The 22,307-nt window shown below is 67.1% G+C and carries 18 protein-coding genes; 10 read left to right on the top strand and 8 right to left on the bottom strand.

Annotated elements, in window-relative coordinates; genetic code table 11:
- Window positions 1-132: 132 nt before the first annotated feature.
- The gene (locus AC13F7_RS13560) at window positions 133-2,892 is read right to left on the bottom strand and encodes a TonB-dependent receptor (protein WP_481467675.1); all 2,760 of its coding nucleotides are present in this window, start codon (window positions 2,890-2,892) and stop codon (window positions 133-135) included.
- Window positions 2,893-3,164: 272 nt separating this feature from the next.
- On the opposite strand from AC13F7_RS13560, the gene AC13F7_RS13555 reads away from it, so the two are divergent.
- Together AC13F7_RS13555 and eda are read left to right on the top strand one after the other, a co-directional pair.
- On the top strand, window positions 3,165-4,181 hold the full coding sequence (locus tag AC13F7_RS13555; protein WP_483001279.1) for a sugar kinase: 1,017 nt from the start codon (window positions 3,165-3,167) through the stop codon (window positions 4,179-4,181).
- Window positions 4,168-4,806 carry a bifunctional 4-hydroxy-2-oxoglutarate aldolase/2-dehydro-3-deoxy-phosphogluconate aldolase gene (gene eda, locus AC13F7_RS13550; RefSeq protein ID WP_483001278.1) on the top strand — a complete coding sequence of 213 codons (639 nt, stop codon included), beginning with the start codon at window positions 4,168-4,170 and terminating at the stop codon, window positions 4,804-4,806. The genes AC13F7_RS13555 and eda overlap by 14 nt, the downstream gene beginning before the upstream one ends.
- A gap of 19 nt (window positions 4,807-4,825) precedes the next feature.
- Here eda and AC13F7_RS13545 read toward each other — a convergent pair whose 3' ends face one another.
- Entirely contained in the window at window positions 4,826-6,709 is a 1,884-nt protein-coding gene (locus tag AC13F7_RS13545; RefSeq protein ID WP_483001277.1) for a sigma-54-dependent Fis family transcriptional regulator, read from the bottom strand.
- 238 nt (window positions 6,710-6,947) lie between these two features.
- Between AC13F7_RS13545 and adh the strand changes: the two genes are divergently transcribed.
- The 4 genes from adh (at window position 6,948) to AC13F7_RS13525 (ending at window position 10,534) form a co-directional block, all read left to right on the top strand.
- Window positions 6,948-8,477: an aldehyde dehydrogenase gene (gene adh, locus AC13F7_RS13540; protein ID WP_483001276.1), complete on the top strand. Its 1,530-nt coding sequence runs from the start codon at window positions 6,948-6,950 to the stop codon at window positions 8,475-8,477.
- Between the two features lie 86 nt (window positions 8,478-8,563).
- A complete protein-coding gene (adhP, locus tag AC13F7_RS13535) occupies window positions 8,564-9,592 on the top strand; it encodes an alcohol dehydrogenase AdhP (RefSeq protein WP_483001275.1) in 1,029 nt (342 codons plus the stop codon).
- A gap of 112 nt (window positions 9,593-9,704) precedes the next feature.
- A complete protein-coding gene (locus AC13F7_RS13530; protein ID WP_121043783.1) occupies window positions 9,705-10,082 on the top strand; it encodes a DUF779 domain-containing protein in 378 nt (125 codons plus the stop codon).
- Between the two features lie 56 nt (window positions 10,083-10,138).
- On the top strand, window positions 10,139-10,534 hold the full coding sequence (locus tag AC13F7_RS13525; RefSeq protein WP_483001274.1) for a hypothetical protein: 396 nt from the start codon (window positions 10,139-10,141) through the stop codon (window positions 10,532-10,534).
- Here the strand turns inward: AC13F7_RS13525 and ligD are convergent, their stop codons facing one another.
- The 3 genes from ligD to AC13F7_RS13510 all read right to left on the bottom strand — a co-directional run bounded on the left by ligD (window position 10,535) and on the right by AC13F7_RS13510 (window position 14,535).
- Entirely contained in the window at window positions 10,535-13,096 is a 2,562-nt protein-coding gene (gene ligD / locus AC13F7_RS13520; RefSeq protein WP_483001273.1) for a DNA ligase D, read from the bottom strand. It lies immediately after the preceding gene.
- A gap of 6 nt (window positions 13,097-13,102) precedes the next feature.
- On the bottom strand, window positions 13,103-14,044 hold the full coding sequence (gene ku, locus AC13F7_RS13515; RefSeq protein WP_483001272.1) for a non-homologous end joining protein Ku: 942 nt from the start codon (window positions 14,042-14,044) through the stop codon (window positions 13,103-13,105).
- Window positions 14,045-14,139: 95 nt separating this feature from the next.
- A complete protein-coding gene (locus tag AC13F7_RS13510) occupies window positions 14,140-14,535 on the bottom strand; it encodes a hypothetical protein (protein WP_121043771.1) in 396 nt (131 codons plus the stop codon).
- A gap of 144 nt (window positions 14,536-14,679) precedes the next feature.
- Here AC13F7_RS13510 and AC13F7_RS13505 point away from each other — a divergent pair, with 144 nt between their 5' ends.
- Window positions 14,680-15,024, top strand: coding sequence for a hypothetical protein (locus tag AC13F7_RS13505; protein WP_483001271.1), 345 nt, complete (start codon window positions 14,680-14,682; stop codon window positions 15,022-15,024).
- 1 nt (window position 15,025) lies between these two features.
- On the opposite strand, the gene AC13F7_RS13500 is transcribed toward AC13F7_RS13505, so the two are convergent.
- Window positions 15,026-17,152, bottom strand: a complete 2,127-nt coding sequence (locus tag AC13F7_RS13500) for a TonB-dependent receptor family protein (protein ID WP_483001270.1) — start codon at window positions 17,150-17,152, stop codon at window positions 15,026-15,028.
- 176 nt (window positions 17,153-17,328) lie between these two features.
- Between AC13F7_RS13500 and AC13F7_RS13495 the strand changes: the two genes are divergently transcribed.
- From AC13F7_RS13495 to AC13F7_RS13485, 3 genes are all read left to right on the top strand, one after another.
- A complete protein-coding gene (locus AC13F7_RS13495; RefSeq protein ID WP_483001269.1) occupies window positions 17,329-18,531 on the top strand; it encodes an amino acid aminotransferase in 1,203 nt (400 codons plus the stop codon).
- Between the two features lie 167 nt (window positions 18,532-18,698).
- Window positions 18,699-19,715, top strand: a complete 1,017-nt coding sequence (locus AC13F7_RS13490) for a class 1 fructose-bisphosphatase (RefSeq protein WP_088435276.1) — start codon at window positions 18,699-18,701, stop codon at window positions 19,713-19,715.
- Between the two features lie 109 nt (window positions 19,716-19,824).
- Complete coding sequence (locus AC13F7_RS13485; protein WP_346471675.1) at window positions 19,825-20,535, top strand: 2OG-Fe(II) oxygenase; 711 nt, start codon at window positions 19,825-19,827, stop codon at window positions 20,533-20,535.
- Here the strand turns inward: AC13F7_RS13485 and AC13F7_RS13480 are convergent, their stop codons facing one another.
- Window positions 20,536-20,901 (bottom strand): hypothetical protein, encoded by a 366-nt coding sequence (locus AC13F7_RS13480; protein ID WP_483001268.1) that lies wholly within the window; start codon window positions 20,899-20,901, stop codon window positions 20,536-20,538.
- 101 nt (window positions 20,902-21,002) lie between these two features.
- Window positions 21,003-22,094 (bottom strand): PA0069 family radical SAM protein, encoded by a 1,092-nt coding sequence (locus AC13F7_RS13475; protein WP_483001267.1) that lies wholly within the window; start codon window positions 22,092-22,094, stop codon window positions 21,003-21,005.
- Window positions 22,095-22,307 lie beyond the last annotated feature (213 nt).

Genomic DNA, 22,307 nt, shown 5'->3' with positions numbered 1-22,307 from the left:
AACCCTTCACGTGCCGGCATCTTGCGCCGCAGCAGCGTGCCCCGTGGGGTGAGGGTGTGGATGGCCGCGAGTGCCGCACGCGCGCAGCCGGCGGCGTGATCGCTCACGCCGCCGGTGGGTAGTGCCGTTGAATCAGAACTTGTAGCGCACGCCGAGCAGGAACTGGCGGCCGGTTTCGGTGTACTGCAGCGGCAGGCGACCGGTGGCCGGCGAGTAGACCCACTCGTCGGACGCTTCGTTGGTCAGGTTGATGCCTTCCAGGCTCAGTTCGAGCTGGTCGCTGATCGTGTAACGGATCGAGGCATCGATGACCGTGGTGCCGGTCATGCCGTGGTAACCGTCGAGGTTGAAGCCGGTTTCCGTACCCGGTGCCTGGGTCAGGTAGTCATCGCGGTTGGTCGCCGAGACACGGCCGGAGAAGACCTTGCCTTCGTAGAACAGCGTGGCATTCCAGGACGACTTGGACAGGCCGGTCAGGTCGGTCTTCATCACCGGCTGGCCAGCGGCGTTGAGGTACTGGATCTGCGATTCCACCCAGGTGTAGTTCAACTGCACGCCGAGGTTGGACCACTTGCCCGGCAGGAAGGTGAACGGCTGGGTGTAGTTGGCTTCCACGCCGTGCAGTTCACCACCCGGGGTGTTGACCGGACGGCTGTAGGTGAAGTCATCCGTGGGCGAGGCACCGGTGCCGATCAGCAGCGACGCAGGCAGACCGCTGTCGGAGTACGGGCGCACTTCGCGGGTGGTCTGCACGAAGCTCTCGATGTCCTTGTAGAACAGACCGATGCCGGCCATCGCGCCTTCGGAGAAGTACCACTCGAAGCCGAGGTCGACGTTGGTCGCGCGGATCGGTTCCAGATCCGGGTTGCCGCTGGAGATGGTGCGTGCACCACCGGCCACGGCCACCGTTGCGCCAGGCGTCAGGCTGCCCAGGCCCGGGCGGCTCATCACCTTGGCCGCGCCGAGGCGGATCAGGAAGTCCGGGCTGACTTCAGCCACCAGGTTGAACGAGGGCAGGGTGTCGTTGTACGTGCGGTTCTCAGTGGTGGACACCGTACCGGTGGCCAGCGTGGACAGGCCGGTGGAGCTCTGCTTGGTGCGCACGTAGCGCACGCCCACGTTGCCCGACAGCGGCAGCGCGCCGATCTCGGTGGAGAACTCGCCCATCAGGTAGGCACCGCGGTCCTTCTCTTCGACGCTGCGCACGTTGTTGGCGCGCGGGGCGACGGCGAAGATGCCGCTGTTGCTGTAGATGTCGAACTGATCGGCGATGGCGTTCAGATCCGGCACCACCCAGTTGGACGGGCTGCCGTTGATGCCTTTCAGGCCCGCCTGGTCGGTCATGTCGACCGGCACGATGCGGGTGCCACCCGGGAAGGTCGGCACGGCCAGTTCGCTGGCACGGCGCAGCTCGGTGGTCTTGAAGGTGTAGTCCTTGGCGAGCACGCCACCCTTCAGGCGGAAGCCCGGGCTGATGTTCCAGTTGAAGTCCAGCTGGCCGGTGTCGAAGTCATTGTCCACGTACTGCGGACGCAGACGGATTTCGGCCAGTTCCCAGCCTGCCGGGTTGGTCGGATCGACGCCGTAGTTCAGCGTCGGGAACCGGCTGTTGCCCCGGTAGTCGTAGCTGTAATTGTCGACGTCGTACTTGTCCATGATGATGGTGGTCTGCACCGGGTTCTCGTGCTTGGAGCGCGAGATGCCGAGCTTGCCGGACAAGGTGAAGTCGTCGCCGAAGCGGTGCTGGCCGTTCAGGCTGAGCTGCTTGAATTCGGTGCTCCACTCGTCGTGACGGTTTTCCGAGCGGATGTCGACATTGTCGAATTCGCCGTAGACCAGTGCGTTGTTCTCGATCACGCCGTTCTTGACGACCATCGCCGGCTTGCCGGCCAGGCGCGGCTGCGCGGTGTTGGCGCCACGGCTGAAGGAGATCGCTTCGATGTAGTGCTCGTCGCGGGTCGCATCGATCTTGGAGTACAGCGCGTCCAGCGAGAACTCGGTGGCATCGCTGGGCTTCCACTGCAGGGTGCCGGTCACGCCCAGGCGCTTCTGCTCATGTTCCATCTGCACGTAACGCGGGAAGCGCGGGTGGTAGACGTTGGCCGAGCGCGCGGCAGCGAACGGCGAGGCCGCGTTGAAGCCACCGTTGCTCGGACCGTTGGCCCAGCGGCCGGTGTTGGAGCCTTCTTCCAGCGCCTGGCGCTCGGAATAGGCCACCGACAACAGCGCCCCGAAGGTGCCGTCGGCGAAAGTGTTGGAGATCAGCGCGGCCATGCGCGGATCGGCCTTCTCGGCCATCGCGTTGTAACCGGCCTGGCCGCTGGCGGCGAAGGTGAAGCCGTCATAGTCGAACGGGCGCGCGGTGCGCAGGTCGACGGTGGCACCCAGCGAGCCTTCTTCGACATCGGCCGAGGCAGTCTTGCGCACCAGCAGCTGCGAGAACAGGTCAGAGGCGAACACGTTGAAATCGAAGCCGCGGCCACGGTTGGTACCGCCGCTCTGGTCACCGGCGCCGACCGTGGTCAGTGCCTCCATGCCGTTGATGCGCACGCGGGTGAAGTCCGGGCCGAGGCCGCGCACGGAGATGTTGCGGCCTTCGCCGGCTTCACGGGTGATGACCACGCCCGGGATGCGCTGCAGCGACTCGGCCAGGTTCAGATCCGGGAACTTGCCGATATCCTCGGCGACGATGGCATCGACCACGCCGGCTTCGCCACGCTTGATGTCCAGCGCCTTCTCGACACTGGCGCGATAGCCGGTGACGGTGACGGTATCCAGGTCGGTGGGGTTGGTGCCCGCATCCTGGGCCAGCGCGGTACCACTCAGCGCCAGGCCGATCGACAATGCCAGCAAGGTAACCGGTGTCTTTTTCTTCGTGTTCTGGACTTGCATGTTTTCCCTCTCCCAAGGTGCTACATGAAACAGCTATCCAACGACATGTCAGTGCAATGACACCGCTGGTCAGGGCGGACGTTAACAGCCCGTTACCGATCCGGCATCTTGCACCGCAACAGACTTTTATTGTCCCGTAGACGCTTGCGGGACAATGCTTCCGACATTCAGGACAGGTGGACGGGCGGTCGTCCATCGCTAGAATGACACCGCTAGTCATTGCTGCCGTCCGCCCTTGCGGCGGTCTGCGGCCCTCACAAGGATCCAGGACCATGAGTCGTGTTGTCTGTTTCGGAGAGTTGTTGCTGCGCATGAGCGCACCCGGCCGCGAGCTGCTGTTGCAGCAGCCGCAGCTGGCGGTGCACGCCGGGGGCGCGGAGGCCAATGTCGGTGTCTCGCTGGCCCACCTCGGGCACGCGGTGGCGGCGGTCAGCACGGTGCCGGCCAACCCGCTGGGCGAGTTTGCGGTGGGGGAGCTGCGCCGGCATGGCGTGGATACCTCGGCAGTTCGCCGTACCGAGGGTCGGATGGGCCTGTACTTCCTGACCACCGGCGCTGTGCAGCGTGCCAGCGAAGTGGTCTACGACCGCGCCGATTCGGCCTTTGCCAACAGCAGCGCCACCGACTACGACTGGGACACACTGCTGGCCGGTGCCGACTGGCTGCACCTGTCCGGGGTCAGCCCGGCGCTCAACCCGGCCATGGCCCAGGCCACGCTGGCCGCGGCACGCGCGGCGTGCGCGCGTGGCGTGAAGGTGTCCTTCGATGGCAACTTCCGCCCGTCGCTGTGGGCGCGCTGGCAAGGCGACGCGCCCGGCATCCTGCGCGAGCTGTTCGCCTGCGCCGATCTGGTCTTCGCTGACTACCGCGACATCGGCGTGGTGCTTGGCGGTGAGTTCGAGCAGGCCGACGTGCGTGAGCGGGTCGATGCGGCTGCCGCGCAGGCCTTCGCCGCATTCCCGCGGTTGCAGTGGATGGCCTGCACCCAGCGCACGCCGCACAGCGTGGACAACCATGCCCTCGGGGCGATGCTGATCGGCCGCGATGGCACCCGCGCGGTGGCGCCGACCCGCGAGATGATCGGCATCGTGGACCGCATCGGCGGTGGTGATGCCTTCGCCGCCGGCATCCTGCATGGCATGATGCGCGGCTTCGCGCCGGACGCGACCGTGCGCTTCGGCCTCGCCGCAGGCTGCCTGAAGCACTCGATCCCCGGCGACTTCAACCCTGTCAGCGAGGCTGACATCATGGCCCTGACGGGCGAGGAGCGATTCGATGTCCGGCGCTGATCCGCGCGTACGCGCAGTCCTGAAACTGGCCCCGGTGATTCCGGTATTCACCCCGGAAGACATCGACGATGCCGTCGAGGTCGCGCGCGCACTGTTCAACGGCGGGCTGCCGGTGATCGAAGTGACGCTGCGCACGCCGATGGCGATGGACGCGATCCAGGCGATGGTCGAGGCCGTGCCCGATGCCGTCATCGGCGCCGGCACCGTGCTGACCGCCGCGCAGATGGAGAAGGTCAAGCAGGTGGGCGGGCGCTTCGCGGTATCCCCCGGCGCCACACCGCGGTTGTATGCGGCAGCGCGCGATACCGATCTGCCGTTCCTGCCGGGCGTGGCGACCTCGTCGGAGCTGATGCTCGGCCTGGAGCACGGCCTGGATACCTTCAAGTTCTTCCCGGCCGTGCAGGCCGGTGGCGCGGCCATGCTGTCGGCATGGAACGGCCCGTTCGGCGATGTGCGGTTCTGTCCCACCGGCGGCATCAGCGCACAGACCGCGCGCGATTTCCTGCACCTGCCCAACGTGCTGTGCGTCGGCGGTTCCTGGCTCACCACACGCGCGCTGCTGCAGGCCAGAGACTGGGCCGGCATCGAGCAGCTCGCGCGCGATTCGGCGGCGCTGGTCGGCTGATCCCGCACGGCCTGCCGCCTCAGTGGCGGCGGGCCGTTGATCCAACCCGGCGATATAGTGTGCTGCGGCTGATGCCCAGCGCGCGCGCCGCCTGGGTGACGTTGCCATTGCTCGCGCGCAGGGCATCGCGCATTGCGGTTTCGGTCATTGCCTCCAACCCTTCCGCGGTGGATGGCAGGGCCGGTGCGGGCGCCGTCTGCAGATAGGCCGGCAGCATGCCGTGCCGGATCACCTCACCCGGATCACTCAGCGCCACCAGCGTGCGCAGGCACGAACACAACTGCCGCACATTGCCCGGCCACGTATAGCCGGCCAGCGCATCGAGCGCGGCGGCCTCGAGTTGCCGGCCCTGGCCCAGCCTGTCCCACAGACCACGCACCAGCGCCGCACGTTCGGCATGCTCGCGCAGGGCGGGCAGGCGCACACTGTGATCGGCGATGCGGTAGTAGAGATCGCTGCGGAACTCACCAGAGGCCATCGCCTGATCGAGATCGCGGTGGGTGGCGCAGATCAAGGCGAAATCCAGCTGCACCGGCTTGCCGCCCCCCAACGGTGACAGCGTGCGCTCCTGCAACACCCGTAGCAGACGTGGCTGCAGCGGCAGCGGCATGTCACCGATTTCATCCAGGAACAGCACGCCGCCCTGAGCCTGGCGCAGCAGGCCGGTATTGCCGCTCTTGCGCGCGCCGGTGAAGGCACCTTCCTCGTAACCGAACAGCTCGGCTTCGATCAGGCCTTCCGGCAGCGCCGCGCAGTTGACCGCGACGAACGGTTTGTCGGCACGCGTGCTGCGCCGATGCAGTTCACGCGCGAACACCTCCTTGCCGGTCCCGGTCTCGCCCTGCAGCAGCACCGGCAGCTGCGCATCCAGCACGCGGCAGGCGCGCTCAAGCACCTGTTGCTGGGCCGCATCGAACAGGGGCGTGGCATCCACCCGCACCGCCGCCGCGGCGACACGCGCGGGTGCGGCGGCGGTTGGACGCGCGGGCAGCGGCGAGCGGACCGTGGTGCCACCGGCGGGGCTCAGGTGGCCGTACAGCGCGCGTCCCTGGCGGTCGACCAACGCGCCATCATCATGCAGCCGCGAGAGCGGACCATCGAACAGCGCCTCGTAGGGCGCCCTGCCGATGTCGCCGTGGTCCAGCCCGAACAGGGCCAGCCCAGCACGGTTGGCGGCCACCAGACGGCCATTGCGGAAGCCCAGTACGCCTTCGCGCGCGGTACCCAGCAGGCCGGCGTCGTGATGCAGGCGGACCACCTCGCAATCGCCCAATCCCGCCTCGAAGTAACGGTGCTCGATATGCGCCACCGCCTGCCGTGCCAGCACACGGGCATGCAGGTGCTGCTGGCGCGCGTCGCCGGAAATGTCGAGTACGCCGACCCGCTGCCCGTAGGGATCGAAAATCGGCGTGGCCGAACAGGTCAGGATCCCGTGCGGTGCGAAGTAATGCTCACCACCACGGACCTCCACCGAGCGGCCTTCGACGATGGCCGTGCCGATCGCGTTCGTGCCCACCGTGGTTTCATCCCAGCGCACGCCTGGCATCAACGCCACCCGCCCGGCCTTGTCCAGGAAGGCGGGGTTGCCCTCGGCATCCAGGATCCAACCCGCCTCGTCGGTCAGCAGCGCGATGCTGCCGGTCGCGGCAATGTCGGCGGCCAGGCCATCCAGCTCCGGTCGCGCCAGCCGCCACAGCGTTTCCTGACGCTGGCGCAGCTCGCGCAGGCGTGCATCCGGCAACGGCTCGACGTCCGGCTGTGCATCGACCGAGAGCCCGCCGCGCCGGCAGCGCTGCCACGACTGCAGGATGGTGTCGGGCACGCTGCCGACCGGCGCCGCGCCGCGCTCGAAAAAGGAGCGTCGCGCATTGCCGACACGGTGCTGGAGCGGGAGCTGGGACACCTGGATTCTCCAGTGTCGCAATCTGCGACAGTTGTAGCGGGGCCTGTTCCGATAAACACCACACCCGGCGTTACCGCGCAATGACCTGCCGTGGTGCACTGCATCAGTTTCCAGGCGCCCCTCCAATACGCGCGCAGGATCAGGCCATGCCGCGCTGCACCACACGGAACCTGGCATCGTCCTTGCGCCATGGAACAGACCCTTATCGGGCCTGTCCACCGCCATCCGGAGATGCACCATGAATGCCGTCACGTCCGCCAAGCCGCACGCCACCGACCCGCAGTCCATCTTCAAGCCGCGCTACGGCAACTACATCGGCGGGGAGTGGGTGGCCCCGCGCAGCGGCCAGTATTTCGAGAACACCACGCCGGTGACGGGCAAGGTGTTCACCGAGGTCGCCCGTTCCAACGCCGAGGACATCGAAGCGGCGCTGGACGCCGCCCACGCGGCCAAGACCGCCTGGGGCCAGACCTCGACCACCGAGCGCGCCAACATCCTCAACCGGATCGCCGACCGCATCGAAGAGAATCTCGAGCTGCTCGCCCATGCCGAAACCTGGGACAACGGCAAGCCGATCCGCGAAACGCTCAACGCCGACGTGCCGCTGATGGCCGATCACTTCCGCTACTTCGCCGGCGCGGTGCGCGCGCAGGAAGGCAGCCTGTCGGAGATCGACAAGGACACCATCGCCTACCACTTCCACGAGCCGCTCGGCGTGGTCGGGCAGATCATCCCGTGGAACTTCCCGATGCTGATGGCGGCCTGGAAGCTGGCGCCCGCGCTGGCCGCCGGCAACTGCGTGGTGCTCAAGCCGGCCGAGCAGACCCCGGCCTCGATCCTGGTACTGATGGAAGTGATCGGCGACCTGCTACCCAAGGGCGTGCTCAACGTGGTCAATGGCTTCGGCGTGGAAGCGGGCAAGCCGCTGGCCTCCAACCCGCGCATCGCCAAGATCGCCTTCACCGGCGAAACCACCACCGGCCGCCTGATCATGCAGTACGCCAGTCAGAACCTGATCCCGGTGACGCTGGAGCTGGGTGGCAAATCGCCGAACATCTTCTTCGCCGATGTGATGGCCGAGGACGATGACTTCCTCGACAAAGCGGTGGAAGGCTTCGTGCTGTTCGCCTTCAACCAGGGCGAGGTCTGCACCTGCCCCTCGCGCGCACTGATCCAGGAATCGATCTACGAGAAATTCATGGAACGCGCGCTCAAGCGCGTGGCCGCGATCAAGCAGGGCAATCCGCTCGATCCCAACACGATGGTCGGTGCGCAGGCCTCCTCCGAGCAGCTGGAGAAGATCCTTTCCTACTTCGACATTGGCAAGCAGGAGGGTGCCGAGGTGTTGATCGGCGGCGAGCAGGCCAAGCTGGAGGGCGACCTGGCCGGCGGCTTCTACGTGAAGCCCACGGTGTTCAAGGGCCACAACAAGATGCGCGTGTTCCAGGAAGAGATCTTCGGGCCGGTGGTCTCGGTGACCACCTTCAAGACCGAAGAAGAGGCGCTGGAACTGGCCAACGACACCCTGTACGGCCTCGGTGCCGGCGTGTGGAGCCGCGATGCCTCGCGCCTGTACCGCATGGGCCGCGGCATCCAGGCCGGACGGGTGTGGACCAACTGCTACCACGCCTATCCGGCGCATGCCGCCTTCGGTGGCTACAAGCAGTCGGGCATCGGCCGGGAGAACCACAAGATGATGCTCGACCACTACCAGCAGACCAAGAACCTGCTGGTCAGCTACTCGCCCAAGAACCTGGGCTTCTTCTGAGCCCGCCCCGGGGTTGATCCCGATCAAGGCGCCGGCATGAGGCCGGCGCCACAGTGCAGTCCTTGGCAATCCACGGAGATACACGCATGAACAAGACCATGAAGGCCGCGGTCGTCCGCGAGTTCGGAAAGCCGTTGCGTATCGAGGAAGTCGAGGTGCCGCGTCCGGGGCCCGGCGATATCCTGGTGAAGATCGAAGCCTGTGGCGTGTGCCACACGGACCTGCATGCGGTGGACGGGGACTGGCCGGTCAAACCCAACCCGCCCTTCATTCCCGGCCACGAGGGCGTGGGTCACGTGGTGGCGGTGGGCGCCGGGGTCAGCCATATCCGCGAAGGCGACCGCGTGGGCATCCCTTGGCTGTACTCGGCCTGCGGCTATTGCGAACACTGCCTGGGCGGCTGGGAAACCCTGTGCGAAGCCCAGCAGAACACCGGGTACTCGGTGAACGGTGGATTCGCCGAGTACGCCCTGGCCAATGCGGCCTACGTTGGCCTGCTGCCCAAGGGCGTGGGCTTCATCGAGGTCGCGCCGATCCTGTGCGCCGGCGTCACGGTCTACAAGGGCCTGAAGGTCACCGATACCAAGCCCGGCCAGTGGGTGGTGATCTCCGGCATCGGCGGGCTGGGCCACATGGCCGTGCAGTACGCCAAGGCGATGGGCCTGAACGTGGCCGCAGTGGATATCGACGACGGCAAGCTCGCCCTGGCCGAGCGGCTGGGCGCGACGATCACCGTCAACGCGCGCAACACCGATCCGGCCGCGTTCCTGAAGAAGGAGATCGGCGGTGCGCATGGCGCACTGGTCACGGCTGTGTCGCCGAAGGCTTTCGAGCAGGCATTGGGCATGGTCCGCCGTGGTGGCACGGTCTCGTTGAACGGCCTGCCGCCGGGCAACTTCCCGCTGGACATCTTCGGCATGGTGCTCAACGGCATCACCGTGCGCGGCTCGATCGTCGGTACCCGCCTGGACCTGCAGGAATCGCTGGCGTTCGCCGAGCAGGGCAAGGTCACCGCGACGGTCACCCGCGATTCGCTGGAGAACATCAACGACATCTTCGCGCGCATGCAGGCCGGCACGATCGAAGGCCGCGTGGTGTTGGACATGAGCGCGTAACCGGCTGCGCGGTGCCGTCCTGCGCCACTACCCCTCTCCCGGTGGCAGCAGGACGGCAGCGCCGGTTCTTACATCCTGCCGGCCACTGGCCGGCGCCCATGGCACCCCGATCATGACCGACCTCCCGCTCCAGGTGATGGCCACGCTCCCGGCCCTGCAGCTGATCGAGACACTGCAGGCCCGCCACGGCGACCTGCTGTTCCACCAGTCCGGTGGCTGCTGCGACGGCTCCTCGCCGATGTGCTTCGCCCAAGGCGATTTCATCGTGGGCGACCGTGACGTGCGCATGGGCGAGATCGGCGGGGCGCCGTTCTACATCAGCCCCGCGCAGTTCGAGTATTGGAAACACACCCAGCTGATCATCGACGTGGTGCCCGGCCGTGGCGGCATGTTTTCGTTGGAGAACGGCGAGGGCGTGCGTTTCCTGGTCCGCTCACGCTTGTTCAGCGATGAGGAGTTCGCTCAGCTCCAAGCCGCCGGCCGGGTCTGAAACTCTCTGCGGCAACGCGTCCATAATGGCGGCTCTCCCGCCGTGATGTCGCCGCCATGCCTGTGTGGTCCGCCCTGAGGAATCCTTTGCTGTCCGTGCTGGCCGTCGTGTTCGCGTTCGCGGTCATGGTGCTGGTCAACAGCGTCGGTTCCTGGCTGGTGCCGTTGCTGCACATTCCGCCGGGCGGCGAGCCCCAGCTGGCGTGGGACCTGGCCTGGACGATCCTCAGCGGCGTCGCCGCGATCGCCTTCGCCAGCCGCTACGCACCTACCTGGCCGCGTGTGCACGGCGGTGTGGTGTGGGCGGTGATCGCGGCCGCATCGATCTACACCGCGTGGGATTTCGGCAGCGATTTCCCGTTCTGGTTCGTGGTGATTCTGCTGGTGTCGCTGCCGGTGCAGGCATTCGCGGGTGTGTGGGTTGGCACGCGGTTCCGGCCCGCGCGCGCCTGATCAGCTGCCGGGCAGCACCTGCTTCACCTGCTCAATGCCCTCCCACGGATCCTGCTTCAACCGCTCCGCGCGCTGCAGTGCCTTCGCCATCGGGAAGGCGTCCGGTGCCGCGATGCGGCCCAGTTCTTCCCAGCGCAGCGGCACCGCCACGCCGGCCCCCGGCCGCGCCCGCAGCGACCACGAGCTCACACTGGTGGCGCCGCGCGCATTGCGCAGCCAATCGATGAAGATCACCCCGTCGCGCTTGGCCTTGCTCATCGTCGCCACGTAGCGGTCCGGTGCCTGGGTGGCCATGGCCTGCGCAAACGCCTCGCAGAAGTCCTTGGCGTGCGCCCAGTCGGCCTTGGGCTGCAGCGGCACCACCACGTGCACGCCCTTGCCGCCGGAGAGCCGGACGAAGCTCTCCAGCCCGGCTTCCTGCAGGCGCGCGCGCACATCGCGTGCGGCGGCCTTGATCTTCGTCCAGGTCACGCCCTCCCCGGGATCCAGATCGAACACCAGCCGGTCCGGGTGCTCGGGATCCTCGACGGTGGCGCCCCACGGATGCAGCTCCAGGGTGTTCATCTGCACCAGCTGCAGCAGCCCGTCCACATCCTCGATGTAAAGGTAATCTTCGAGTCCGCTCTTCTGCTCCAGCGGGATCGCCTTGACCGCACCGCCCAGGCCGGTGCCGTGGTGTTTCTGGAAGAAGCAGGGTTTGTCCACGCCGTCCGGGCAACGCAATACGGACAGCGGACGGTGCGCCACCTCAGGCAGGATCCAGCGCGCCATGCGCCGATAGTAATCGGCCACTTCGCCCTTGGTGATCTTCGCCTTGGCGAACACCACGCGTTCGGGATGGCTGATCGCTACGGCGCTCTCTTCCTGCGCAGCCGCGGCCTTGTTCCGGCCGCTGGTTTTCGCCGCCGGGGCGGAGGCGGACGCAGCGGTGGTAGCGACGTTGGCTGCCGCGCCCAGATCCTTCGGCTGTTTGTCTTCGCGCAGCCGCTTGAAGCTGGCCTGGCGCAGCAATCCTTCCTTGGCCCACCCACGGAAGGCGACCTCTGCCACCAGCACCGGCGTCACCCAGTGCACGCTGCGCGCGGTGAACGGCACATGCGCGGGCAGCTCCACCACCGCGTCCTTCACCGTCAGCGGCGTCAGTTGCTTGGTCAGCGCGCGCAGCGCGGCATCATCGAAGCCGGTGCCGACGCGGCCGACATAACGCCACCCGCCCTTGTCCGGGGTGGCCATCAGCAGCGAGCCGAAGCCGCTGCGCGACCCCTTCGGCTCGGTATAGCCGACGATGAGGAACTCATCGGTGTTCTCGTGCTTGATCTTGATCCAGTCGCGCGAGCGCGCGTTGACGTAGGGCGCATCGATCCGCTTGCTGATGATGCCTTCGAACCCGGCCTCGCCACTGGCGGCGAACACCGCCGGGCCGTGGTCGCGCACATGGTCGCTGTAGGCCAGGGTGTCCGGCTTGCTGCCCAGCAGATCCTTGAGCAGCGCCTTGCGCTCCAGCAGGGGCACCCGGCTGACATCCACCCCGGCGATGCCGGGCATGTCGAACACCACATAGCGCAGCGGCTGTTTCGCGGTGCCGTCGATGACCTTCTGCAACGCGGTGAAGTCACTGCGGCCCTGCGCATCCAGGACCACCAGTTCACCGTCCAGACGCAGATCGCGCACCGGCAGCCGTTCGATCGCCTGCACCACCTCGGGGAAATCCTCAGTCCAGTTCAGTCCGCCGCGCGAGCGCAGCGACACCACACCTTCGCGCACGTCGGCCAGCAGGCGATAGCCATCCCATTTGATCTCGTGCAGCCACTGCGCGCCGTCCGGCGCGGTGGCACGGTGGTCGGTCAGCTGCGGCTTGAACTCGTGTGGGTAGGGCCTTTCGCGTGCGCCTTCAAGCGCCAGCGCGCGTTTGGACCAGCGCGCATCGGCCTTGCGTGCGGCGCGGGTCGTCACCGCCTTGGCGGGGGCGGTTTTCCTGGCCGCAGCGACCTTCGTTGTGTTGGCAGCGGCGTCCTTCCTGGTGCCCGTGCGCTTGGCGGCCTTCGGTGGCGCCTCCAATAGATCATCGGCCTCCATGTCCCTCGCCTCGGCGTCGTCGCGTTTGATCAGCAGCCACTGGTGCTGCTTGCCCTTCATCGCGGTGCGCACCAGCTTCCAGCCCCCTTTCAGCCGCTCGCCGTGCAGCACGAAGTCCACCTTGCCCGCCGCGATCGCCTCCAGCGGATCGCCATCGCAGGCCCAAGTGCCGTGGTCATAGACATCCACATGGCCAGCGCCGTAGTGGCCGCTGGGGATATCGCCGGCGAACGTCGCATAGGACAGGGGATGGTCTTCCACCTCCACGGCGAGCCGTTTTTCGCCGACACGCAGCGAGGGGCCCTTCGGTACCGCCCAGCTCTTGAGCACGCCGTCAGCTTCGAGCCGGAAGTCGTAATGGCGCGAACTGGCATGGTGCAGCTGCACCACGAAGATCGGTCGCCGCGCCAGCGCCCCGCGGCGCTCGGCGTCCGGCTCGGGGGTGCCGTCGAAGCGGCGCTTGCGGCGGTATTCCTGCAGGGACACGTGGGCTTACCCCGCTTTGCGTGCGGGTGCACGCTTGGTGGTTTTCTTGGTCGCTTTGTCTGCGGTCTTGGTCGCCTTTTTGGCTGCCGTGGGTTTGGCGACCTTGGCCGTGGCCTTCTTCGCCGCTGTCTTGGTAGCGGCCGGCGTGCGCTTTTTGGCATCCAGGCTTTTCTGCAGCAACGACATGAAGTCGACCACATTGGTCGCATCGTCGTCGCGCGGGGCCGGCTCTTCCTCCACCTTTGTGGTGCCGCCCTTGGCCTTGATCCGCTTTTTCAGCAGCGTGTGCAGGCGCTCGCGGAATTCATCGTGGTACTCGTCCGGCTTCCACTCGCCGGCCATCGACTCGATCAATTGCTCGGCCATGGCGGTTTCCTTGCTGCTGATGCGGTACTCGGCCAGGCTGCCGCTGGGCAGCTTGTAGTCTTCCGGGTCCACCAACTCCTGCGGATAGCGCAGGATCATCAGCACCAGTGCATCGCCATGCGGCATCACCGCGCACAGGTACTCACGGGTACGCACCACCACCCGCGCGATGCCGACCTTGCCGGTGCTGCGCAGCGTTTCGCGCAGCAGCACGTAGCCTTTCTCGGCTTTCTTGGCGGGCACCAGCAGGTAGGGCTTCTCGTAGTAGCGTGGGTCGATCGTGCCGGCATCGACGAAGGTTTCCACCTCGACCGCCTCGTGACTTTCCGGCGCAGCCGACCGGATGTCATCTTCCTCCAGCACGACGTAGCTGCCCTTGTCGTACTCGTAGGCTTTGACGATGTCCTTCCACGGCACTTCTTCGCCGGTATCGGCGTTGACGCGCTCGAAGCGGATCGGCTTGCGGTCGCGCGAATCCAGCATCCGGAAGTGCAGATCGACGTTGCGTTCGCCGGACATCAGCGACACCGGGACATTGAGCAGCCCGAATGACAGCGTGCCGGTCCAGATCGGTCGGGCCATGGTGGCGCCACTCCAACACTACAGGGAGGGCAGCTGTACCGCGCGGCACGTGAAACGCCCGTGTCCGGCCCGTGCAGGCCGGCTGCACGCCGCGGCTACTGCAGCAGACCGTGCACCGCCGCCGCAGGCATGTGGTCCAGCGCCAGCCACGCATCTTCGACCACGGCGCGGGCCTGGTGCCAGCCCAGTCGCGACTGCCCGCGCATCTGTTCCCAGTGCTCGGCCAGCTCGCCATCGGTGTCATCGGCGCCGCGCGGCCAGTCCGCATAGTGGGTGGTCAGCGCGAAGGCATAGGCGGGGTACAGGTCGCGCCAGCTGCGGCGGCCGTGACTGCGGCGCTGCTCATAATCGCTGCGCATGTACTGCAGGTAGTCCTGTGCAACCGCCTGCGCGTCCTCGGCACGGTCACGGCGCGCGCGGCGCCCGCTCCGTTCCGGCTGCAGGTAGGCGTTGAACAACGCGGGTGCGGCACGGCGGTCCAGGCGGGGCATGACACGACTCCGACAGCGACGGGGCAGGCAGGAATAGTCCCGCCGCCGTTATCCAGCCGTGACAGAGTCGTTGATGCGGCGGGATTCGCAGCGACTTCACCCGCCGCGCGCTGTAGTGGGGCGCACAGCTACTGGAGAACTCCCATGCCACGCGACCCCCTGCGCGACGCCACTGCCCCGATCCCGGGCGAGCAGCGCGCCAAACATGACAATCAGGACGCCGAAAACCGCGGCGCCGATATCCGCCCCTCGGCAGACGCCGATGCTGCGGCCGAGCGTCCGGGCGAGGTGGCACCGCACGCCTACCGCGACCGCAAGGATTCCCCGCCGGGTGCCCAGGGCCCGGCCGGTCATCACCGCCGCGAAGATGAATACCAGCGCCGCCAGCGCAAGGAACACGCCAGCGACAACCAGGACGAGGCGCTGGAAGAGACCTTCCCGGCCAGCGACCCGACCTCACCCTTCGTGCCGGCCAAGCCGCCGCGCTAGGTCAGGGCGCCCACTGCCACTGCAGCCCCACGTTGTAGCGGCGGTCCGGGCCGGGTTCGAAGAAGCGCTGGTTGCCATCGTTGACGATCACCGAGCCGATGTAGCGCTGGTCCAGCGCATTGTCGACCCGGGCGAAGGCTCGCAGGGTGCCCTGCGCGGTCGTCCAGCGCCGCGATACCTCCAGGTTCAACAGGGCATAGCCCGGCGCGCGGTCGGTGGCCAGATCGTTGACCACGGTGTCGCTGGAGGCCACCACCTCGGCCGCCCACTGCCACGGGCCGGGGCGGTACTGCACTCGTGCGTTCCACTGCTGCCTGGGTACACCGGGCAGGCGTGAGCCGGCGGTCACCGTGTTGCAGCCCGCAGCCGCGCACAGCGCATACGGATCACGCACGGTGGCCTCGATCCAGGTGTAGGCCAGCGAAAGGTCCGCCTGCGCCCCCAGCGGCTGCCTATAACTCGCCTCGGCGCCCTGGCGGCGCGTACGGCCGATGTTGCGGTAGGTGCTGCGGCCGCCGCTGTTGCTCGCCACGGCCAGCTCGTCATCGGTATCGGCGCGGAACACCGCCGCCTCGACCTGCGCGCCGCTCTGCCCAAGCCACTTGCTGCCGACTTCCAGGTTGCGGCTGCGGGCGGCCGAGAGATCCAGCGCCAGCCCGGCCTGGCCATCGGCGCGGTAGCCCAGCTCGTTGAAGGTCGGCGTTTCGAAGCCACGTCCGGCCGACGCGTACAGCCGCCAGGCATCGCTGGCACGGAACACCACCCCGGCCACCGGGGTGGTCGCTTCATAGCGACGCGAACCGCTGTCGTCCGGATTGCCGGTGGTGATGTAGTGGTCGTTGGAGCGGAAACGGACCGTGCTGTGGCGCACCCCCAGCAGCAACGACCAACGCGGCGCCCACTGCCACCACGCCTGGGCGAACTGGTCCACGTTCTCGACCCGGTCGCTCTGGTCGCGGCGCAGGCGGCCCTTGATGCCGACCTGATCGCCGACGAAATTCTCGTAACCGCGGCGATCCTGCTGCTGACGGTCGGCATTGGCCCCGATCACCACATCCAGCGGGCGGCCGGCCCAGTCACCGTGCCACGCCCAGCGCGCGTCGAGACCGCCATAGGCCCCGTCCAGATCGATCACCCCGCCGGCATGCAGCGGGTTGGCCTGTGGCCCCGGCGGTATCGCCAGATACTGCTCCACGCTGCGCTGACCGGCATAGCCCATCGCACGCCAGGTCTGCGCGCCCTCGGTTCGGGTGAATACCAGCCCGGCCTGGGCCTGGCGCGCGGATTTGCGGGTGTTGTACTGGGTGGCCACCGCGGTGGCCTGGCGCGGGTTCTCGCGCACCTGGGCGCGCGTGAGACCGAGCGGATCCTGTGCGTCAGGCGCATCGAAGTAGTTCAGGACCAGATCCAGCTGGCCGCCGCCGACATCCGTGCCCAGTCGGGCATTGACCGATTCGCGTCGGGCCTGACTGTGATCGCGCCAGCCATCGGTGCGGAAGTGGTTGGCGGCCACGTTGTAGCGGACCGGGCCCTGCACGCCGCGCACCTGGGCGCCGGCGCTGAGGCTGTTGTCGCTGCCGGTATCCAGCCGCAGGCGCCACGGGTCACCCTCGGCGCCGTCCGCGCTCCACACCTGGACCACGCCGCCGGAGGAGTTGCCGTACAGCGCCGAGAACGGCCCGCGCAGCACTTCCACGCGCTGCGCCGACAGCAGGCTGGCGTGGGAGAGCTGGCCCTGGCCGTCGGGCATGGTGGCCGGCACACCGTCCACCAGCACCCGCACGCCGCGCACGCCGAAGGTCGAGCGCGCGCCGAAGCCACGGATCGAGAGCTGGGTGTCCTGCGCATAGTTCTGGCGATCACGGGCAACCACCCCGGGAATGCCGTTGAGGGCCTCGGAGAGCTGGGCCAGCGGCCCGGTGCGGTCCTCGTCCACCCAGACCGTGGTCAGCGAGGCCGGCAGGTCGATATCGGCCACCTGCGCCACGCGCGCGGCCTGGACCTGGACGGTGGGCAGCCGCTCGATCGAAGAAGAGGGGGCGGGGGTGTTCTGGGCCTGCGCCAGCGATGGCAGCAACACGGCCGAGGCCAGCGCACAGTGGCGGGCCAGCGGGGTAAGACGGAGCATGCGGGGCGGGATCCTCGGTAAATGGGCGTGCCGCACGCCATGGTACGGAAGGTGACGTGACGACGGCCTCGGCGCCCTCGACAGGGCTTTGTTACGATGGGTCGGTTTTGGCTGATTCTGCCGCCAAATCCGCGTCGCGCCACACTCCCCCTTCCGTCATCCGAATGAGTACCGCCGTGTCCTTCTTTGCAAATGTGGAACTGGTCCCAGGCGACCCGATCCTGGGCCTGACCGAGGCTTACAACGCCGACAGCCGCCCGATCAAGGTCAACCTGGGCGTGGGCATCTATTACGACGAGAGCGGCCGCATCCCGCTGCTCCGCGCCGTGAACAAGATCGAACAGCAGCTGGCCGTTGACGCCAAACCGCGCGGCTACCTGCCGATCGACGGCCTGCCGGCCTACACCCAGGCCACCCGCGAACTGGTCTTCGGCAAGGACTCGCCGCTGCTGGCCGCCGGCCGCGTGGCCACCTCGCAGACCATCGGCGGCAGCGGTGCGCTGCGCGTCGGCGCGGACCTGCTGCACAAGCTGCTGCCGCACGCCACCATCGCCATCAGCAACCCGAGCTGGGAAAACCATCGCGCGGTGTTCGGCGCGGCCGGCTTCGACGTGGTCGATTACACCTACTTCGATGCCGCCACCCATGGCGTGGACTTCGACGGCATGCTGGCCGACCTCGGCAAGCTGCAGCCGGGCACCGTGGTGCTGCTGCACGCGTGCTGCCACAACCCGACCGGTGCCGACCTCACCGTCGCGCAGTGGAAGCAGGTGGCCGAGCTGTTGAAGGACCGCCAGCTGTTCCCGTTCATCGACATGGCCTACCAGGGCTTCGACAAGGGCATCAGCGAAGATGGCGCGGCCGTGCGCATCATCGCCGAGGCCGGCATCGACAGCTTTGTGGTCGCCAACTCGTACTCCAAGTCGTTCTCGCTGTATGGCGAGCGTGTTGGCGCGCTGTCGGTGGTCGCCCCGGACGCGAACGCGGCCAAGGCCGTGCAGTCGCAGGTCAAGCGCATCATCCGCACGATCTACTCCAGCCCGTCCAACCACGGCGCCGCACTGGTCGCCGGCGTGCTCAACAGCGTCGAGCTGCGCCAGCTGTGGGAAGCGGAACTGACCGAGATGCGTGAGCGCATCCACGCCCTGCGCCATGGCCTGGTGGAGAACCTGGTCGCCGCCGGCGCACCGGAGTACGCGTTCATCAACGACCAGGCCGGCATGTTCTCGTACTCGGGCCTGAGCCGCGCCCAGGTGGACCGCCTGCGCGACGAGTTCGCGATCTACGCCGTCGGCACCGGCCGCATCTGCGTGGCCGCACTCAACCAGGGCAACCTGGAATACGTGGCCAAGGCCGTGGCGACCGTCAGCAAGGGCTGAGCAGTATTGCCCCGGTGAAGCAGAACGGCCGCCCTGCGCGGCCGTTCTGCGTTACGGCATCGGCAGGACGGGGCATGGCGTGGGAACGGTTACGGCTGCCCGCGCCTCGTAATGGCTCCGGCGAAGGGCGACAATAGGCGCTTCCCCTTTGAAGGCCGCCTGATTCCATGTCCCAGACGTCGCTGACCCGCTATCTGATCGAAGAGCAACATGCCGGCCGCATCAACGCCGATCTGCGTCAGCTGATCGCTGTCGTGGCCCGCGCCTGCACCAGCATCTCCATTGCGGTCAGCAAGGGCGCGCTGGGCGGTGTGCTCGGCGAAGCCGGTACCGGCAACGTGCAGGGCGAGGCGCAGAAGAAGCTGGACGTGATCAGCAATGAGATCCTGCTGGAGGCCAACGCCTGGGGCGGTCACTTGGCTGCCTGTGCCTCGGAAGAAATGGATCACTGCCAGCCGGTGCCCGACACGTATCCGCGCGGTGACTTCCTGCTGCTGTTCGATCCCCTTGATGGCAGCTCCAACATCGACGTCAACGTGTCCGTCGGCACCATCTTCTCGGTGCTGCGCTGCCCGCCGGGCACCGAGCAGCCCAACGACGCCAGCTTCCTGCAGCCGGGCACCGCGCAGGTCGCGGCCGGCTACTGCATCTACGGGCCGAGCACGCAGATGGTACTCACCGTCGGCCACGGCACGCACGCGTTCACCCTGGACCGCGAGAAGGGCGAGTTCGTGCTGACCACGCCGGACATGCAGATCCCGGCAGACACCCAGGAATTCGCCATCAACATGTCCAACCAGCGGCATTGGGAAACCCCGATGCAGGGCTACGTGCAGGACCTGCTGGCCGGCAAGGAAGGCGCGCGCGGCAAGAACTTCAACATGCGCTGGATCGCCAGCATGGTGGCCGACGTGCATCGCATCCTGACCCGCGGCGGCATCTTCATCTACCCGTGGGACACGAAGGATCCGTCCAAGGCCGGCAAGCTGCGCCTGATGTACGAAGCCAACCCGATGGGCCTGCTGGTCGAACAGGCCGGCGGCGCCGCCACCACCGGTCGCGTGCGCATTCTCGACATCCAGCCCGATCAGCTGCACCAGCGCGTGCCGGTCTTCCTCGGCTCGCGCAATGAGGTGGAAGAAGCCACCCGTTACCACCGCGAACACGACAGCGCGGCAGGTTGATTTCCTACACAGGGCTGGCCGTCAGGTCAGCCCTGTTGATACGTGGCAACGGCGTGACATCGGCCACGGCAGCGGTCACCATCGGCCATTCGTGCCCACGGATGACCCCATGACTGCCGACGCGCCGCTCGATTTCATCGAAGTAATCCACAACGCCGTCCCCAACGAGGTCTGTGCGGCCCTGCAGGCCCAGATGCGATCCAGTGCGCAGTTGCAGCCGGGCGAAGTGGGCAGCGGTGTGTTCCCGGAACTCAAGCACAGCAAGGATCTTCGCATCAGCGGGCGCCCCGAGTGGCGGCAGGCGGAAGCAGTGCTGCAGCAGGCGGTTTTCAAGGGTTTGCTGACTTATCTACGCCGTTATCCACAGGCCCTGATCTCGCCGCTGATGCTGCAGATCCAGGACAGTCAGGGGCAACCGCGCCGGTTGGCGGCCGAGGATTTCCCCGACATGGACGACGCCACGCTGTCCGACCTGGCCCGCACCTGCCTGCGGCCCGGTGCCATCAATCTGCAATGGTATGCCGCGGGCGAGGGTGGCTATCCGTACTGGCACTGCGAGCTGTACCCACGCGATCCGGCCGGCGAAACGCTGCACCGCCATCTGCTGTGGACGCTCTACCTCAACGACGATTTCGACGCCGGCGAAACCGAGTTCCTGTTCCAGGGCCGCAAGGTCGCGCCGCGCACGGGCAGCCTGTTGATCGCACCGACCGCGTTTACCCACACGCACCGGGGCAACCGGCCGCAGGGTGGGGACAAGTTCATTGCGACGAGCTGGGTTCTTTTCCAGAGTGCGCAGAAATTGTTTGGTGGGAATTGATCAGCGCGCCCACACCAGCAACACAGCACCCACCACTACCACCACGGCCAACACCATCACCGTGATCAGCACATTGCGCCCGGTGCGCTTCGCCTTCGCCTTCAACCCGGCCAGCACGTCCAGATCCAGATAGAGACGATCAGCGCCCGCGTCGCGGATGACGCCGTTGTCGCGGTAGTACTTCAGCGCTACCTGCAATGCAGGGTCGATGCTGTCCGCCGCGATCGCGCTCTGCGGCGACAGCGCCTGATGGCCGGTGAAGTGTGCGATCAACGCGTCGCGCTGCTGCTGCACCGCGGCGGTGATGGCGGCGTTGATCGCGATGTTGGCCGCGTTCGACGCGGCCGAGGTGGCTGCCGATGACATGTGGTTCCCCCTGGATATCCGATATGGACGTCAGGCCACCGCGGCGCGGTGCCTTGGCCCGATTGTTGGGCGGGTGCGCCCTAAAGTCCATCGGGGGCTGATCAGAACAACGAGCCCTGCGGTGACTCCGCCCGCGGCGGCAACGGCCGCAGGAAGCGGGTGCAGTCCAGCTTCGGCCAGTGGCTGTGCTGCGCGTCGAAGCCCAGGCGCTTGCGGGCCAGCTTGAAGCGGTTGGACAGCAGATCCGCGTAGACGCCTTCGCCGCGCATGCGCGTGCCGAACTGGCTGTTGTAGTCCTTGCCGCCGCGCAGCTGGTTGATGGTGCTCATCACGTGCGTGGCACGGCCCGGATGGTGGGTGTCGAGCCAATCGCGGAACAGCGGCGCCACTTCCAGCGGCAGGCGCAGCAGCACGTAGCCGGCGGTGGAGGCACCGGCATCGTGAGCGGCCTCAAGCACAGCTTCCAGTTCGGCATCGTTGATCCACGGGATCACCGGCGCGACCATCACCCCGACCGGGATGCCGGCATCGCTCAGGCGACGCATCGCGCGCAGCCGTGCATGCGGTGCCGAGGCGCGCGGTTCGAGCTTGGCGGACAGGTGCGGGTCCAGCGAGGTCACCGAGAAGTGCACGCTGACCAGCTGCTTTTCCGCCAGCGGTGCGAGCAGGTCGATGTCTCGCTCGACCAGCGCGTTCTTGGTGATCAGTGAGAACGGGTGCTGCGTTTCCAGCATCACCTCGATCAGCTGGCGGGTCAGTTTGAGCTTGCGCTCGATCGGCTGGTAAGCATCGGTGTTGATGCCCAGCGCGATCGGCTGCGGCACGTAGCCAGGGCGCGAGAGCTCCTTGCGCAGCAGCTGCGGCGCATTGGTCTTGGCGAACAGCTTGGTCTCGAAGTCCAGCCCGGGCGAGAGATTGAGATAGGCGTGCGAGGGTCGGGCGAAGCAATAGGAGCACCCGTGCTCGCAGCCGCGGTACGGATTGACCGACTGGCTGAAGCCGACGTCCGGCGACTTGTTGCGGCTGATGATGCTGCGGGCGGTCTCGGCGCGCACTTCGGTGCGCAGCCGCGGCGCGGCGAACTCCTCGCTCTCGTCCGGCGCCCAGCCGTCGTCCATCGCTTCGCTGACGGTGACCTCGAAACGGCCCGCCAGGTGCGTGCGGGAACCCCGGCCTTTGATCGCAATACCCATGGTCAAAGGCTATCGCCGGGAGGTCTCAGGGAATGAGACGTCGTGGCGTCGGAACGGCGGGCATGGGAGATATCCATGATTAGTAGTATTACTAACCACAGGGCTAATTGGAAGTGAAACCCTTGCCACCAAAGGTCTGCCGGGGGAGGGAATCGGATTGATCCCCAAAATTATCCACAGGGGGGGAGCGCGTGCCAGAGCCGACCAACGGTC

Source organism: Stenotrophomonas sp. K-6, from assembly GCF_056861555.1.
The sequence above is the reverse complement of the archived record's forward strand: the minus strand, read 5'-3'. Positions and strand labels throughout refer to the sequence as shown.

Coding starts and splice junctions, on each gene's coding strand:
- AC13F7_RS13560 (WP_481467675.1), bottom strand. CDS start 2,892: ATGCAAGTCCAGAACACGAAGAAAAAGACACCGGTTACCTTGCTGGCA.
- AC13F7_RS13555 (WP_483001279.1), top strand. CDS start 3,165: ATGAGTCGTGTTGTCTGTTTCGGAGAGTTGTTGCTGCGCATGAGCGCA.
- eda (WP_483001278.1), top strand. CDS start 4,168: ATGTCCGGCGCTGATCCGCGCGTACGCGCAGTCCTGAAACTGGCCCCG.
- adh (WP_483001276.1), top strand. CDS start 6,948: ATGAATGCCGTCACGTCCGCCAAGCCGCACGCCACCGACCCGCAGTCC.
- adhP (WP_483001275.1), top strand. CDS start 8,564: ATGAACAAGACCATGAAGGCCGCGGTCGTCCGCGAGTTCGGAAAGCCG.
- AC13F7_RS13530 (WP_121043783.1), top strand. CDS start 9,705: ATGACCGACCTCCCGCTCCAGGTGATGGCCACGCTCCCGGCCCTGCAG.
- AC13F7_RS13525 (WP_483001274.1), top strand. CDS start 10,139: ATGCCTGTGTGGTCCGCCCTGAGGAATCCTTTGCTGTCCGTGCTGGCC.
- ku (WP_483001272.1), bottom strand. CDS start 14,044: ATGGCCCGACCGATCTGGACCGGCACGCTGTCATTCGGGCTGCTCAAT.
- AC13F7_RS13510 (WP_121043771.1), bottom strand. CDS start 14,535: ATGCCCCGCCTGGACCGCCGTGCCGCACCCGCGTTGTTCAACGCCTAC.
- AC13F7_RS13505 (WP_483001271.1), top strand. CDS start 14,680: ATGCCACGCGACCCCCTGCGCGACGCCACTGCCCCGATCCCGGGCGAG.
- AC13F7_RS13500 (WP_483001270.1), bottom strand. CDS start 17,152: ATGCTCCGTCTTACCCCGCTGGCCCGCCACTGTGCGCTGGCCTCGGCC.
- AC13F7_RS13490 (WP_088435276.1), top strand. CDS start 18,699: ATGTCCCAGACGTCGCTGACCCGCTATCTGATCGAAGAGCAACATGCC.
- AC13F7_RS13485 (WP_346471675.1), top strand. CDS start 19,825: ATGACTGCCGACGCGCCGCTCGATTTCATCGAAGTAATCCACAACGCC.
- AC13F7_RS13480 (WP_483001268.1), bottom strand. CDS start 20,901: ATGTCATCGGCAGCCACCTCGGCCGCGTCGAACGCGGCCAACATCGCG.
- AC13F7_RS13475 (WP_483001267.1), bottom strand. CDS start 22,094: ATGGGTATTGCGATCAAAGGCCGGGGTTCCCGCACGCACCTGGCGGGC.